Source organism: Diaphorobacter sp. JS3050 (assembly GCF_013154915.1).
Lineage (GTDB): Bacteria > Pseudomonadota > Gammaproteobacteria > Burkholderiales > Burkholderiaceae_C > Diaphorobacter > Diaphorobacter nitroreducens.
The window spans coordinates 116,291-131,864 of sequence record NZ_CP053553.1 but is presented as its reverse complement, the minus strand read 5'-3'; the positions used below and the strand labels follow the sequence as shown (position 1 = coordinate 131,864).

General features: G+C 68.4%; 11 protein-coding genes. 10 read left to right on the top strand and 1 reads right to left on the bottom strand.

The features are described from left to right. Nucleotides 1-15 precede the first annotated feature (15 nt). From HND92_RS00555 to HND92_RS00540, 4 genes are all read left to right on the top strand, one after another. Complete coding sequence (locus HND92_RS00555) at nucleotides 16-3,345, top strand: EAL domain-containing protein (protein WP_172205120.1); 3,330 nt, start codon at nucleotides 16-18, stop codon at nucleotides 3,343-3,345. 293 nt (nucleotides 3,346-3,638) lie between these two features. Further along, a complete protein-coding gene (locus HND92_RS00550) occupies nucleotides 3,639-5,666 on the top strand; it encodes a ribonucleoside triphosphate reductase (protein ID WP_123675377.1) in 2,028 nt (675 codons plus the stop codon). A gap of 90 nt (nucleotides 5,667-5,756) precedes the next feature. After that, nucleotides 5,757-5,948: an anaerobic ribonucleoside-triphosphate reductase gene (nrdD, locus tag HND92_RS00545; protein WP_172205117.1), complete on the top strand. Its 192-nt coding sequence runs from the start codon at nucleotides 5,757-5,759 to the stop codon at nucleotides 5,946-5,948. Continuing rightward, complete coding sequence (locus HND92_RS00540) at nucleotides 5,938-6,624, top strand: anaerobic ribonucleoside-triphosphate reductase activating protein (protein ID WP_172205114.1); 687 nt, start codon at nucleotides 5,938-5,940, stop codon at nucleotides 6,622-6,624. Before nrdD ends, HND92_RS00540 begins: the two co-directional genes overlap by 11 nt. Here HND92_RS00540 and recQ read toward each other — a convergent pair whose 3' ends face one another. Next, nucleotides 6,625-8,496: a DNA helicase RecQ gene (gene recQ, locus HND92_RS00535; protein WP_172205111.1), complete on the bottom strand. Its 1,872-nt coding sequence runs from the start codon at nucleotides 8,494-8,496 to the stop codon at nucleotides 6,625-6,627. It lies immediately after the preceding gene. 334 nt (nucleotides 8,497-8,830) lie between these two features. Between recQ and HND92_RS00530 the strand changes: the two genes are divergently transcribed. From HND92_RS00530 to HND92_RS00505, 6 genes are all read left to right on the top strand, one after another. Further along, the gene (locus HND92_RS00530) at nucleotides 8,831-10,084 is read left to right on the top strand and encodes a hypothetical protein (RefSeq protein WP_172205108.1); all 1,254 of its coding nucleotides are present in this window, start codon (nucleotides 8,831-8,833) and stop codon (nucleotides 10,082-10,084) included. 45 nt (nucleotides 10,085-10,129) lie between these two features. Continuing rightward, complete coding sequence (locus HND92_RS00525; protein WP_172205105.1) at nucleotides 10,130-11,164, top strand: homocysteine S-methyltransferase family protein; 1,035 nt, start codon at nucleotides 10,130-10,132, stop codon at nucleotides 11,162-11,164. 47 nt (nucleotides 11,165-11,211) lie between these two features. Next, on the top strand, nucleotides 11,212-11,874 hold the full coding sequence (locus tag HND92_RS00520; RefSeq protein WP_172205083.1) for a glycine zipper family protein: 663 nt from the start codon (nucleotides 11,212-11,214) through the stop codon (nucleotides 11,872-11,874). Nucleotides 11,875-12,026: 152 nt separating this feature from the next. Continuing rightward, nucleotides 12,027-13,682 carry an isovaleryl-CoA dehydrogenase gene (locus HND92_RS00515; protein WP_172205080.1) on the top strand — a complete coding sequence of 552 codons (1,656 nt, stop codon included), beginning with the start codon at nucleotides 12,027-12,029 and terminating at the stop codon, nucleotides 13,680-13,682. Nucleotides 13,683-13,793: 111 nt separating this feature from the next. Further along, nucleotides 13,794-14,993, top strand: a complete 1,200-nt coding sequence (locus HND92_RS00510) for a threonine ammonia-lyase (protein ID WP_011803550.1) — start codon at nucleotides 13,794-13,796, stop codon at nucleotides 14,991-14,993. Between the two features lie 107 nt (nucleotides 14,994-15,100). Continuing rightward, nucleotides 15,101-15,262 (top strand): hypothetical protein, encoded by a 162-nt coding sequence (locus HND92_RS00505; protein WP_012655207.1) that lies wholly within the window; start codon nucleotides 15,101-15,103, stop codon nucleotides 15,260-15,262. Nucleotides 15,263-15,574: the final 312 nt, after the last annotated feature.

Below are 15,574 nucleotides of genomic sequence, written 5' to 3'. Positions count from 1 at the left end.
ACCACCACGCCGCACATGATGCACCCCGCCCACCGCCAGGAGTTCCGCCAGTCCCTCATCTGGTTCGCCGTGCTGCTGGTCAGCCTGTGGATGTTGAAGACCCTGCCCGCGCCGGATGCCGCGCGCGGCATGGCGGGCTACTTGCCGCTGCACACCGCGATGGAGGTCGTGTCCATCGGCGTGGCAGCAATGGTGTTCAGCATCAGTTGGGCCACGCAAAAGTACCGACCCAACGGGCGGGTGCTGGTCCTCGGCCTGGGGCTGCTGGGCGTGGCGGTGCTGGACCTGACCCACAGCCTGTCCTACGCCGGCATGCCGGACTTCGTGACCCCCAGCGACCCGGAAAAGGCCATCAACTTCTGGCTGGCCGCGCGCGCGCTGGCGGCGCTGGCCCTGCTGTGGGCCGCGTTATGGCCCCACCGCTGGAATGAATGGCTGGGCCGCCGCTCGCGCTACGCGGGGCTGTTGTGGGTGGCGCTGCTGGTGGGCGCGGTGCACTACGTGCTGCTGGGGCATCCGCAGTGGCTGCCCCGCACCTTCACGCCCGAGGCAGGGCTCACGCCCTTCAAGGTCCGTTTCGAATACGCGCTGGCAACCGCGTACGTGCTGGCGGGGGTGGGCTTCCTCACGCACCTGCGCCATGCGCGCGAGTTCGGTCTGTCGCACCTGGCGCTGGCATCGTTCACCATGGCCATGAGCGAGATCTTCTTCACGCTCTACGCCAACGTGACCGATGTGTACAACGTCGCCGGCCACTTCTACAAGATCCTGGCCTATGGCTTCCTGTACCGCGGCCTGTTCGTGGAAACGGTGCAGATCCCGTACCTGGACCTGCGCGCCGCCGAGGCCCGGCAGCGGGCCACGCTGAACACGCTGCCCGACCTGCTGTTCGAGGTGGACCGCAAGGGGGTGTACCTCGCGGTGCACGCCAACGAGACCAGCAAGCTCCTGACCCCGCTGCCCCAGTTGCTGGGAAAAACGCTGGACGAGGCGCTGCCGCCGGCGGCGGCCGCGCAGTGTTTCGAGGCACTGGCGGAGGCTGAACGCACGGGCATGAGCCGCGGCCAGCGCATCACGTTGCCGCTGCCCCTGGGCGAGCGGCATTTCGAGCTGTCCGTCTCCCGCAAATCCGCGGTCGCGGGCCAGCCCGACACCTTCCTGATGCTGTCGCGCGACATCACGCCCACCGTGGAGAACGAGGAGCGCATTCGCTCCGAGGCCGGCCTGAACGCCGTCCTGCTGGACCTGCAGCAGCACGACATCCACCAGCCCGAGGCAGACCTGCTGCGGCGCGGCCTGGCGCATGCCCAGACCCTGACCGGCAGCGCGCTGGCCGTGCTGTACTTCGTGCACGACGACGCTCGCGGCACCTCACTGGCCGCCTGCTTGCACGAAAACGCCCCGCCCGACATGCCGCCGTGGGAAACCGCCCTGCGCGAACGCCGCGCCGTGGTGACGAACGCGCCGCACGATGCGGCGGCTGGGCGCGCACCGGGCGGCGCGACGGCCCGCTGGGCTTGCGTGCCCGTGGTGGAAGGCGGCAGGCCGCGCCTGCTGCTGGGCGTGGCCGGCAAGGCGCGGGACTATCACCCACGCGACGCACAGGCGCTGCAGACCGTGGCCGACGCCCTCTGGAAGCACACGGCCCAGCGCCGCCAGGAGGCCGTCATCCACCGCCTGTCGGAGGCGCTGGACCAGAGCCCCAGTCCGGTGGTCATCACCGACATCGACGCCAGCATCGTCTACGTCAACAAGGCCTTCAGCGAAGTCAGCGGCTACGGCGCACAAGAGGTGCTGGGCCGCAACCCGCGCGTGCTGCAGTCGGGACTGACGCCGCGGACCACCTATGCCGATATGTGGACCAAGCTGCCGCGCGGCCTGCCCTGGCAGGGGGAACTCATCAACCGCCGCAAGAACGGACAGGTCTACACGGAAAACGCCTCGCTTTACCCCGTTCGCGACGTGTTCGGCGAAGTGACGCATTACGTCGCGCACATGGAGGACATCACGCAGCGGCGCGAGGCGGAGGAGCGCATCCGCGCCCTCTCCAACTACGACACGCTGACCGGCCTGCTCAACAAGAAAGCCTTCGACGAACAGTTGACGCAAGCCATCGACCGCGCCGACGCAAGCCACGAACGGGTGTCGGTGCTGTGGTTCGACCTGGACAACTTCAAGCTGGTGAACGAAACCCTGGGCCACGCGGCCGGTGACGAACTGCTGTTGGAGATGGGCAACCGGCTGCGCGCCTGCCTGGCGCCGCACATTCCCGTGGCGCGCTATTCGGGCGACGCGTTCACGGCCATCGTGCCCCTGGCGGACCAGGCGGCGGTGGCGCTGCTGGCGCAGGATGCGCTGGCGCAGCTGCAGACCACACTGCAGATCCACGGCCATGCCGTATCCGTCAGCGCGTCGGCCGGCATCGCCGTCTACCCCGACGACGCGCGCACCGCCAGCACCTTGGCGTCCGCCGCGGAAGTGGCGATGTACCGCGTCAAGCAGGACGGGCGCAACGGGCTGCGCTTCTTCGCACCCGAGATGCAGGCGCACACGCAACGTTCGCTGGAGCTGGCCGCCGGCCTCAAGGACGCGGCGCACCGCGGCGAGCTGTTCCTGGTGTTCCAGCCCCAGCGCACGCTGGGCAGCGGCGCACTGGCGGGCGCCGAGGCGCTGCTGCGCTGGCGGCATCCGCGCTGGGGGCTGGTGTCTCCGGCCGAGTTCATCCCGATCGCCGAGCAAAGCGGCTCCATCGTGGCCATCGATTTCTGGGTGGTGGAGCAGGTGGCGCAGCAGTTGCGCGCCTGGGATGCCGCGGGCCTGCCGCCGCTGGTGGTGGCGGTGAACGTATCGGCTGCGCAGTTCGCGCGGCCGCACTTCGTCGAGGAGCTGGTGCGCATCCTGCAGCGCATGGACGTTTCGCCCCAGCGCATCGAGGTGGAGTTGACCGAGGCCGTCGCGCTGAAGAACCCGGAACAGGCCGAGACCACCATCCGCCGCCTGCATGAGGTGGGCTTTCGCGTGGCGCTGGACGACTTCGGCACAGGCTATTCCTCCATGAGCTACCTCAAGCGCTACGCCATCGACAAGCTCAAGATCGACCAGTCCTTCGTGCGCGAACTCGCCCACCAGGCCAGCGACCAGGCCATCGTGACGGCCATCATCAAGATGGCCCACAGCCTGCGCATGGCCACCATTGCCGAAGGCGTGGAGACGGCCGAGCAGGCCGCGTTGCTGCAGGCCTGCGGCTGCGACGAAATGCAAGGCTACTGGTACAGCCGGCCGCTGGAGCCCGCCGCGTTCGAGGCCTTTGTGCGCAATGCGCAGGCCGGCGTCGAGTTGGCCTGACACGCGTCGCGCCGCACGCAACCCGGTTGCTACTGTTTTAATAGCTTCCAGCGCTTACCCCTCCAGCGCCAGAAGGCCAAAAGGCGTCAACCCCCCACGGCGCCCCGATCCCCCGCCCAGCCTCTCGGGCGCGGGCCTGCTGCGGCCCCACCCCGTGGCGCTCGGGCCACAAGCCGCGCACCGCAGCCCCCTCTGCACAGGCCCTTTTCTGCCCTGCGGTTTGTGCCTGATCAAACTACCTATAGTGTTTGATAGGTATGGTGAACACTATATGTAGTGTTTTAAGGGTTGCCATGACACCACCATCTCCGATCGTCGCCAGCCTGCCGCGCGACGTCATCCAACGCAACGGCGAGCGCACACCTTTCGATGCTGTGCGCATCCAGTCGGCCATCGCACGGGCCGGCCAGGCCACGGGCGAGTTCGGCGAGGACGAGGCCCGTCTGCTCACGGCGCAGGCCACCAAGGTGCTGATCCACCGCTTCCATGGCGAGGCACCGGCCATCGAGCAGATCCAGGACGTGGTGGAGCAGACGCTGATCGCCGCCAACCATCTGCAGACCGCGCGCGCCTACATGGCCTACCGCCAGCGCCACGCCACCCTGCGCGCCGACCGGCAGACGCTGGTGCATGTGGAAAGCTCCATCAACGAGTACCTCACGCGCGCCGATTGGCGTGTGAACGCCAACGCCAACCAGGGCTACTCGCTGGGCGGGCTGATCCTGAACGTGGCAGGCAAGGTGACGGCGAACTACTGGCTCTCGCACGTCTACGCGCCCGAGATCGGCGAGGCGCACCGCAATGGCGACATCCACATCCACGACCTCGACATGCTCAGCGGCTACTGCGCGGGCTGGTCGCTGCGCACGCTGCTGCACGAGGGGCTGAACGGCGTGCCGGGCAAGGTGGAGGCGGGGCCCCCGAAGCACATGAGCTCCGCCGTGGGGCAGATCGTGAACTTCCTCGGCACGCTGCAGAACGAATGGGCCGGCGCGCAGGCGTTTTCGTCCTTCGACACCTACATGGCGCCCTTCGTGCGCAAGGACGGCATGGACTACGCCGCCGTGCGCCAGTGCATCCAGGAGCTGGTCTACAACCTCAACGTGCCCTCGCGCTGGGGCACGCAGACGCCGTTCACCAACCTCACCTTCGACTGGACCTGCCCCGAGGACCTGCGCGAGCAGGTGCCGGTGATCGGCGGCGTGGAGATGCCGTTTTGCTACGGCGAGCTGCAGGCCGAGATGGACGTCATCAACCGCGCCTACATCGACGTGATGACCACGGGCGATGCCAAGGGCCGCGTGTTCACCTTCCCCATCCCCACCTACAACATCACGCCCGATTTTCCGTGGGAGAGCGAGAACGCCGTCGCCCTGTTCGACATGACGGCCAAGTACGGCCTGCCGTACTTCCAGAACTTCATCAATTCCGAGCTGTCGCCCAACATGGTGCGCTCCATGTGCTGCCGGCTGCAGCTGGACCTGCGCGAGCTGCTCAAGCGCGGCAACGGCCTGTTCGGCAGCGCCGAGCAGACCGGCAGCCTGGGCGTGGTCACCGTCAACTGCGCACGCCTGGGCTATCTGCACGCGGGCGACGAGGCGGCCCTGCTGGCGGCGCTGGACCGCCTGCTGGAACTGGGCAAGCAGAGCCTGGAGGTCAAGCGCAAGCTCATCCAGCGCCTGATGGACCAGGGCCTGTTCCCGTACACCAAGCGCTACCTGGGCACGCTGCGCAACCACTTCAGCACGCTGGGCGTGAACGGCATCAACGAGATGGTGCGCAACTTCACCGGCGGCGCGCACGACATCACCAGCGACTGGGGTCACCAGTTCGCCCTGCGCCTGCTGGACCATGTGCGCGCGCGCATCGTGCAGTTCCAGGAAGAGACCGGCCACCTCTACAACCTGGAAGCCACGCCCGCCGAAGGCACCACCTACCGCTTTGCCAAGGAAGACAAGAAGCGCTGGCCCGCCATCCTGCAAGCCGGCACCGAGGCGCAGCCGTACTACACCAACTCGTCGCAGCTGCCCGTGGGCTTCACCGACGACCCGTTCGAGGCGCTGCAGCGGCAAGAGGCGCTGCAGGGCAAGTACACCGGCGGCACGGTGCTGCACCTGTACATGGGCGAGCGCATCTCCAGCGGCGCGGCCTGCCGCGAGCTGGTGAAACGGGCGCTCACCCACTTCCGCCTGCCCTACATCACCGTCACGCCCACCTTCTCCATCTGCCCCACGCACGGCTACCTCGCGGGCGAACACCCGTTCTGCCCGCGCTGCGACGAGGAGCGCCTGGCCGCCAAGCGCGCGCGGCTGGCGGCGTGATTTGAACGAAATTTGCCTCTAGCGCTTATGTAGCAAGCGTCAACAGCTATTGTTTTTGAAGTTCTTCCACCACCAACCCAGGAGTTTGTCATGACCCACTTTTCCGCCACCGAGAACACCGCCCTGGCCACCGCCATGCAGCTGACCGACGCCGAGCGCCAGCCCTGCGAGGTCTGGACGCGCGTCATGGGCTACCACCGCCCCGTAGCCAGCTTCAACACCGGCAAGCAGGGCGAACACAACGAACGCCAGTTCTTCGCCGAGCCGGGCCGTGCCTGCTAGGACCAGCCACACCGCCGCCCAGGCGCTGCGCATCGGCGGCATCACGCCGCTGACCACCATCGACTTTCCCGGCAGGCTGGCCGCCGTGGTGTTCTGCCAGGGCTGCCCCTGGCGCTGCGACTATTGCCACAACGCCGGGCTGCTGGACGCGGCCGCGCCCGCGCCGCACCGCTGGAGCGAAGTGGAGCAACTGCTGCACACGCGCCGCGGCCTGCTGGACGGCGTGGTGTTCTCGGGCGGCGAGCCCACACTGCAGGCCGCCCTGCCCGACGCCCTCGCGCGCGTACGCGCCCTGGGCTTTGCCACCGGCCTGCATACGGCGGGCATGTACCCCGAGCGGCTGCAGGCCCTGTTGCCGCTGCTGGACTGGGTGGGCCTGGACATCAAGGGGCCCTTGGCGCACTACGACGCCATCACCCGCACGCCGGGCAGTGGCGACCGCGCCTGGGAGTCGCTGCGCTGCGTGCACGCCAGCGGTGTGGATTACGAGTGCCGCACCACCTGGCACGCGGGACTGTTCGACACGGCGGCCCTGCAGGCGCTGGCCGAAGACCTGGCCGCACAAGGCGTGCGCCAATGGGTGCTGCAGGAATGCAGCACGCCCGCCAGCGTGCCCTGGGCCCGGACGGCGCCGCCCACGCAGTGGCCGCTGCCCACCAGCCTGCGGTGCGCCTGATCAGCCGGCCGCGGCCCCGGCGCCGCACACCCGCAGCACTTCGGCGCCGTACGCCTCCAGCTTTTTCGCACCCATGCCGCTGATGCCCTGCAGATCCTCCAGCGTGGCCGGGTTGCGCTCGGCAATGGCGGCCAGCGTGGCGTCGTGGAAGATCACATAGGCCGGCAGGTTGTGCTCGCGCGCCACCTCGGCGCGCCAGGCCTTGAGGTTGATGAAGCGCACCTGGGCGTCCTGTCCCAGGTTGGCCGCTGCCACCGGCGGGGCGCTGGCGCGGCGCGGCTTCTTCGGCCCGGCTGCGGCCGTGGTTTCGCGCAGCAGCACGCTCTGTTCGCCGCGCAGCACGGGGCGCGATCCCTCGGTCAGCGCCAGCGTGTCAAAGCTGTGGCCGCCCTCGGTCGTGACCTTGTGCAGCCCCACGGCGCCGGCGGCCAGCAACTGGCGCAGCACGCCGCGCAGCTGCGCCTCGGAATACTGTGCGCCCAGGCCGAAGGTGGAGAGTTTTTCATGGCCGAACTGCTGGACCTTGTCCGTCGCCTTGCCGCGCAGGATGTCCATGATGTGGCCCGTGCCGAAGGTCAGGCCGCTGGCCTCGTGCACACGGTAGATGGTGGACAGGAGCTTGCGCGCGGCATCCGTGCCGTCCCACACGGCCGGCGGATTCAGGCAGTTGTCGCAATTGCCGCAGGGTTCGGACGCCTCTCCGAAGTAGCCCAGCAGTCGCACGCGCCGGCAGTCCGTGGCCTCGGCCAGGGCCAGCAGCGCATCCAGCTTGCCGCGCATCACGGCCTTGAACTCTTCTCCCGCGGGGCTCTCGTCGATCATGCGGCGCTGGTTCACCACGTCCTGCAGGCCGTAGGCCATCCACGCGTCGGCGGGCAGACCGTCGCGGCCCGCGCGGCCCGTCTCCTGGTAGTAGCCTTCAATGTTCTTGGGCATGTCCACATGGGCCACAAAGCGCACGTCGGGCTTGTCGATGCCCATGCCAAACGCAATCGTCGCCACCATCACGATGCCTTCTTCGCGCAGAAAGCGGTCCTGGTGGTTCTGGCGCACCTTGGTATCGAGCCCTGCGTGGTAGGGCAGGGCGTTGATGCCCGCATCCTGCAGCGTGGCCGCCAGTTCCTCCACGCGCTTGCGCGACTGGCAATACACCACGCCCGCCTCGCCCGAATGCTCGCGCTCGATGAAGCGCAGCAGCTGCGTGGTGGCATCCTTCTTCTCGACGATGGTGTAGCGGATGTTGGGCCGGTCAAAGCTGCTGATGAACAGGCGCGCGTCCTGCAACTGCAGCCGCTCGATGATGTCTTCGCGCGTGAGGGCATCGGCCGTGGCCGTCAGCGCAATGCGCGGCACCTGCGGATAGCGCTCGTGCAGCAGCGTCAGCGCCCGGTACTCGGGGCGGAAGTCATGGCCCCACTGGCTCACGCAATGCGCTTCGTCGATGGCGAACAGCCCCAACTGCCCGCGCGCATGCAGACCGTCCAGCAGCGTGAGAAAGCGGTCGGTGGTCACGCGCTCGGGCGCGGCGTACAGCAGCGTGATCTCGCCGCGCGCCAGGCGCCGCTCCACGTCCTGCGTCTGCTGCCAGTCCAGCGTGGAGTTGAGGAAGGCCGCCTCCACCCCCGCCTCGTGCAGCGCGCCCACCTGGTCGTGCATCAACGCAATGAGCGGCGAGACCACCACCGTCACGCCCAGCCCCGCATCGCGCCGCACGATGGCCGGCACCTGGTAGCACAGGCTCTTGCCGCCGCCCGTGGGCATCAGCACCAGCGCGTCGCCGCCCGCGATGACGTGCTCCACGATCGCCTCCTGCGGGCCGCGGAACTGCGCGTAGCCAAAGACATCGTGGAGGACGGAATGCGCTGGAGACACTGGAATGCTCTATCTTTGATAGCTGGTAGCGCTTGCTAGGTAAGCGCTGGAGGCCGATTTGGCTTGTAAGAGTTGCACCCCGCAGCGGTGGGACGGGGCACAAAGGTCGCTATTGTGCCCTCGCGCCCCAGGGTGGTTCCGTCCCGGGCGTGTCGCTGGTGCCGATCGTCGGCCTACAATTCGGCCCGGTGCCCACCCTGCTTGCACACGAGCAAAAACAGGCTGTTTTCCCAATCTTCACTATGTCATGCGACCTCTGTTCACAGAGCGTGCGGCTGGGTTTAAACGTGTGCACTTTCCCGGCTGATACGCGCTCGCTGAAGAAAGGGTTCACATGAACAACATCTCCTCGTTTGCGCACCAGGCGCAAGCTCGCCTGCAGGCGGTTACAGGTGCCAACGGCACCGTCGTCAAACGTTCCCATATCTACGAACTGATGGCCGCCGCCTTGGGGCTCGGCTCCCATGCCGCCTTGAAAGCCCAGGGCCTGCTGTGCCCACTGCCGTCGCAGCCGCTGCTGGCGCACTATGGCACCCTGCATCCCGGACTTTGCGCAGCGCGGGCCGAGGCACTGGGCATGGCCCGCCAATGGTGCGAGCCGCTGGCTGCGGCGCTGTGCGCAGACATGGCGGCGCAGGCACTGGGTTTGGTTCCATGGGAGGATATCCTGACGGCCCTGCTGTCGGGCAGCCGGGAGCTGTACCGCGAAGCGCTGCGCGACGATGCCTACTACGAGGCGTTGGAGGCCGCGCTGGACAACGACCCCAACGCCTGGCCGGACGACCCGGAGCCCTTGCGCCTTGACAGCCCGTTTGTATTGCACGCCTTGAAAACGGCGACCGGGCACGGCGAAGGGCGCGCCCACCTGGCGCTTGGTCTTTTGATCGAGCGCGGAATCCACATGAATGGCGATCACCATGAAGACGAAGATGCCGACGAAGACATGGACGATTTGCCCGATTCGCGTGCCGGTCTGTACTGGTATGAGCGCCAGCAAAAGGGCGAGGTTCTGAAGGGCGTTGAACTGGAATGGGCACAGGGTTATGTCGAGCGCGTCAAGCAACGCGCTGCGGCATCGCGCGAGCAGGCCCAGCGCTGCAGTTCCGCCCGCGACCACTTCAACGCCGCTGCCGCATTGGGCCAGCACGATGCGCTGCTGGTCCTCGCGGACCGGTATGGCGACAGCCGCTTCTTTGACCTTCAAGCGCCCAGAGTGCTGGCCGATCCGGTGTGGATTGCTGACCTGGCCCAGCGCGTCGGCCGTTATGAATGGACTCCCGCTTGGCTGACGGTAGCCGCCGAGCGCGGTGATATGCGGGCGCTGCGGGAACTCATAGAAACGTGGCATGCGGATGACCCGCTCAAGGCATGGACCTGGTTCCATTTCGCCAAGCTGCTTGGCAAGGATCTCACCCAAGACGACTACCGGGCCATTCACGAGGATGGCTCCAGCTACGACGACGATGTAGGCGGCCCCATGTTCGTGGACGGTGTGGATGGAGTTGAACTCCCCGCAGTGGAAGAGTCCGTTCGCCAGCAAGCTCTGCAAGCTGCGCAAATCTTGGCCGCACGTTTGCAGGCTGAGTAACCTAGGCCGGGCCATGCAAGGCCCGGCTTCCTAAAATAGTGCCCCATGCAAGCCCCCCACTACACCCGTGCCCAGCAGCTCCCCGCCATCCTGCGTGAGCGCATCGCCATCCTTGACGGTGCCATGGGCACGATGATCCAGCGCTTCAAGCTCACCGAGGAACAATACCGGGGCACGCGCTTTGCCGACTTTCCGCGCGATGTGAAGGGCAACAACGAGCTGCTGTCGCTCACGCGCCCCGACGTGATCCGCGACATCCACGAGGGCTACCTGGCAGCCGGCGCCGACCTGATCGAGACCAACACCTTCGGCGCCACCTCCATCGCGCAGGAGGACTACGGCATGGCCCACCTGGCGCGCGAGATGAACCTGGAAAGCGCCAAGCTGGCGCGCGCCGCTTGCGACAAGTTCTCCACGCCCGACAAGCCGCGCTTCGTCGCCGGCGCCCTCGGCCCCACGCCCAAGACCGCCAGCATCAGTCCCGACGTGAACGACCCCGGCGCGCGCAACGTCACCTTCGAGCAGTTGCGCGCAGCCTACCTGGAGCAGACCCTGGCGCTCATCGAGGGCGGTGCCGACGTGATCCTGGTCGAGACCATTTTCGACACCCTCAACGCCAAGGCCGCGCTGTTCGCCGTGGACGAGGCCTTCGAGCAGACCGGCCAGGTGCTGCCGATCATGATCAGCGGCACCGTCACCGACGCCTCGGGCCGCATCCTGAGCGGGCAGACCGTGACCGCCTTCTGGCACAGCGTGCGCCATGCGCACCCGCTGTCGGTGGGCCTGAACTGCGCACTGGGCGCCACGCTGATGCGCCCCTACATCCAGGAACTGGCCAAGGCCGCGCCGGACACCTTCATCAGCTGCTACCCCAACGCGGGCCTGCCCAACCCGATGAGCGACACGGGTTTCGACGAGACGCCCGAGGTCACCAGCCGCCTGGTGCACGAGTTCGCCGCCGAGGGGCTGGTCAACATCGTCGGCGGCTGCTGCGGCACCACGCCGGACCACATCGGCGCCATTGCGCGCGCCGTGGCGCCGGTGGGCACGCGCCGACTGTTCCAGACCGAAGCCGCCTAGAGCGCACGCCGCATGCGCCCAGCCACCGACTGAGAGGATCCGGCGACATGCAACGCACCCCCCGCACTTCTTTCCCCGCAACTCCCCGCCGGGCCACCGCCACGCTGGCCCTGTGCGTGGCCGCGTGCCTTGCCGTCACCGGCTGCGCCACGCCACCCTCGCCCCCGGTGGCGCCCGACCCCGCCCTCGATGCGCGCGCCCGTTACGACGCCGACCTGCAGGACTGCCGCGACCGCGCGCAGCAGGTGGGCGTGCTCAGCGAGACGCTGGACGCCGTGGTCCAGGGCGCGCTGGTGGCGGCGTTTCTCGCCTGGGGACTCGGGCGCAGCGACACGGGCGTGCGCGACTGGGCTCTCACGGGCGGCGCACTTGCGGGCGGCTCGCAGGGACTGCAGGCGATGGAGCGGCGGCGCCAGCTGGTCGCGCACTGCATGGCCGTGCGGGGCCACCGCATCAGCCCGCTGGCCGTGGCCGGGCCGCAGCCGGGCGCGGCGCCGTCCGTGCCCGTGGCACCGGCGGCGCCGCCGCGCCCCTCGGGCGCCGATGCCTACAGCGCCGAGCGCCTGGCACGCGAGCAAGCCTGCCATGCCCAGCCCGTGGCCGCGCTCGCCGCCAAGGGGCCGGGCTTTGAGACCTACAGCGTGCCGTGCAGCAACGGCGACGCGCTGGCGATCCGCTGCGAGTTCGGCAACTGCCGCGTGCTGCGCTGAGAGAACTCCTGTTTTCATAGCTGTTCGCGCTTGCCAGTTGGGCGCTATGGGCCTATTTGGCTTTGAACGTCGCCCTCTTCCGCGCTCACCCTCTTACCCGGACGGCGCAAGGCTCCTAGACTGGTCCCACGACAACACGGAGGCCACGCACCATGGACTGGACCACCCACCAGGTCTTCAACCAATACCCCGAGCTGAACGACTACCACCCGCTGGCCACCGACGCAGCGCTGTGCGAGGCGCTGGAGCGTGCGGGCGCCGGCTGGGCGCACCCGGCGCTCGACGCCTACGCCGCACGGCTGGGCATGGCCGAGACCTACGCCCTGGCCGAGCAGGCCAACCGCCACACGCCGCAGTTGCAGCGCTTTGACACGCGCGGGCAGCGCATCGACGCGCTGGAGTTCCACCCCGCGTGGCACCAGCTCATGGCGCTGTACCGCGGCGAGGGGCTGATCTCCCGGCCCTTCCAGGACGAGCGACCGGGCCGCTGGGCCGCATGGGCGGCGGGCTTTTACCTGCACGGCCAGGTGGAACAGGGCACGCTGTGCCCCGCCACGATGACGCAGGCCGCCATCCCGCTGCTGCGCAAGGAGCCCGCGCTGTGGCAGTCGCTGCAGTCCCGGCTCTACAGCACCGCCTACGACCCGCGCGACCTGCCCGTGGCGGACAAGGCCAGCATCTGGCTGGGCATGGGCATGACCGAGAAGCAGGGCGGATCGGACGTGCGCGCCAACACCACCGTGGCGACACCCATCGGCACGGGCGGGCGCGGCGGCGAATACCGGCTGCGCGGACACAAGTGGTTCTTCTCGGCGCCGCAGTGCGACGCGCACCTGGTGGTGGCGCGCACCGGCGAGGGCGGCCCGTTCGCCTGCTTCTACGTGCCGCGCTGGCGCCTGGACGGCAGCCGCAACGCCGTGCGCGTGCAGCGCCTGAAGGACAAGGTGGGCAACCGCAGCAACGCCAGCAGCGAGGTGGAGTTCGAGGACGCCTGGGGCCTGCTCATGGGCGAGGAAGGCCGGGGCATCCCCACCATCATCGAGATGGCCAGCTACACGCGCCTGAACTGCGTGGTGGGCAGCGCCGCCATCCTGCGCCAGGCCACCGTGCAGGCCATCCATTACGCGCGCCGGCGCCACGCCTTCGGCAAGGCCCTGGCCGAGCAGCCGTTGATGCGCGCGGTGCTGGCCGACCTGGCGCTGGAGAGCGAGGCCGCGCTGCACCTGGCCATGCGCCTGGCCCAGGCGTACGAGGACGACAGCACGCCCGCCCAGCGCGCATGGAAGCGCGTGATGACGCCGGCTGCCAAGTTCTGGGTCTGCAAGCGTGCGGTGGAGCTGACCGGCGAGGCCATGGAGGTGCTGGGCGGTAATGGCTATGTGGAGGACGGCGTGATGGCGCGCCTGTTCCGCGAGGCGCCCGTCAACTCCATCTGGGAAGGCTCGGGCAACGTGATGTGCCTGGACGTGCTGCGCGCCCTGCAGCGCGAGCCCGAAGCAGCACACGCTTTGCTGACCGAGCTGCACGCCGCGGCGCAGGGCGAGCCGCGCATTGCCGCTGCCGCGCGCGAGCTGCAGGCCCTGTTGGCCGCACCGGCTGAGCAGTTGGAAGGCCTGGGCCGCGTGCTGACCCAGCGCCTGGTGCTGCTGGCCCAGGCCTGCCTGCTGCGCCAGCAGGCCCCCGCCGCCGTGGCCGATGCGTTCGTCGCCACGCGGCTGGCGGACAGCGGGGCCGGCCGCGTGGCGGGCGCCATCGACCCGCGCGGTCTGGATGCGGCGGCGGTTCTGGCGCGCGCATTTCCGGGATAGTGGACGGGGCCTTCAGAGCAAAACGGCTTCTAGCGCTTGTCCACCAAGCGCGACCAGCTATTTTTACAATAGCAAAACTGCTTCACCTGGCGCGCTGCGCCACAATGCACCATGCTGACCTTCCAAGACATCCAGCACGCCGCTGAGCGCCTGCGCGGCCAGGTGCTGGAAACCCCCTGCGTCGAATCGCGCACGCTCTCGCAGATCGTGGGCGCGCAGGTGTTCCTCAAGTTCGAGAACCTGCAGTTCACCGCCTCGTTCAAGGAACGCGGCGCCTGCAACAAGCTGAGCCAGCTCACTCCCCAAGAACGCGAGCGCGGCGTGGTGGCCATGAGCGCGGGCAACCATGCCCAGGGCGTGGCCTACCACGCGCAGCGCCTGGGCCTGCGCGCCGTGATCGTCATGCCGCGCTTCACCCCCGGTGTGAAAGTGGAGCGCACGCGCGGCTTTGGTGCCGAGGTGGTGCTGCACGGCGACACGCTGGAGGAAGCCCGCCAGCACGCCTACCAGTTGGCGGAGCAGCAGGGCCTGACCTTCGTGCACCCCTATGACGACGAGGCCGTGGCCGCCGGCCAGGGCACGCTGGTGCTGGAGATGCTGGCCGCCCAGCCCGACCTGGATGCGCTGGTGGTCTCGGTGGGCGGCGGCGGGCTGCTGGCCGGCATGGCAACGGCAGCGCGGGCCATCAAGCCGAACCTGGAGATCATCGGCGTGCAGACGGCGCGCTTCCCGGCCATGGTGAATGCCATCAAGGGCACGCACCACGCGCAGGGCGCGTCAACCATCGCCGAGGGCATCGCCGTGGGCCAGCCCGGGAAGATGACGCAGGAGGTCATTGGCCGGCTGGTGGATGACCTGCTGCTGGTGGACGAAGGCGACATCGAGCAGGCGGTGCTGATGCTGCTGGAGATCGAAAAGACGCTGGTGGAAGGCGCGGGCGCCGCCGGGCTGGCCGCGCTGGTGCGCCACCCCGAGCGCTTTCGCGGCAAGAAGGTGGGGCTGGTGCTCAGCGGCGGCAACATCGACCCGCTGCTGCTGGCGGCCATCATCGAGCGCGGCATGGTGCGCTCCGGCCGGCTGGCGCGCATCATGGTCAGCGCACGCGACGTGCCCGGCGTGCTCGCCCGCATCACTGCCCTCGTGGCCGAAGCGGGCGCTAACATCGAAGAGGTGCACCATCAGCGCGCCTTCACCGTGCTGGCCGCGCAGAACGTGGAGATCGAACTGGTGCTGCAAACGCGCGGCAAGGCCCACATCCAGCAGGTGCTGGACCTGCTGCGCGCCGCGCAGATGGAGGCCGAACTGCGCTGAGAGCGCCGTGCCGCACGCGCGTGCGGGTAAGGCCCGTGCACGCGCGGGGGCGTTGTGGCTACACTTGTCCCCCATCAAGGCACCAGACCCCACAGGAGACCGAACCCATGGCCCATGACCACCCCATCGCCCCCAACGCCGCCGACGTCGAGGCCGCCACGGCCACCGATGCCGCCGAGTCCGTGGTGCATCTGATTCCCGTCGTGATCCCTGCGGTGGGTGCGGCCATGATCTTCCTGCTGGCCTTCATTGCGGTGTACATGGCCTGAACGCACCGCCCGCTCGCCACCCAGCCCCGCCTCTGCGGGGCTTTGTTTTTTGGTGATCGCGTTTTGCACCGACGCCATGACACGCATAACGTCATGTGTTTTTTGCATGATTTAACCCCCTGTCCGACAGACAAATCGGGGGCGTCTTCATAAAATCGTCACCCCAGCCGACCTGTGCAGGGGTGCCACCGCGGTACCCCCGTTTCGCCAGCCGACTGAGTCCCAGCGGTTTTTTCAAAGGCAGCGCGCAGATCGGTTCAGCGCGGGCCTGTGCGTCGTGACCCGGTTCGCTTCCTTTGAAAAGACTGTTTT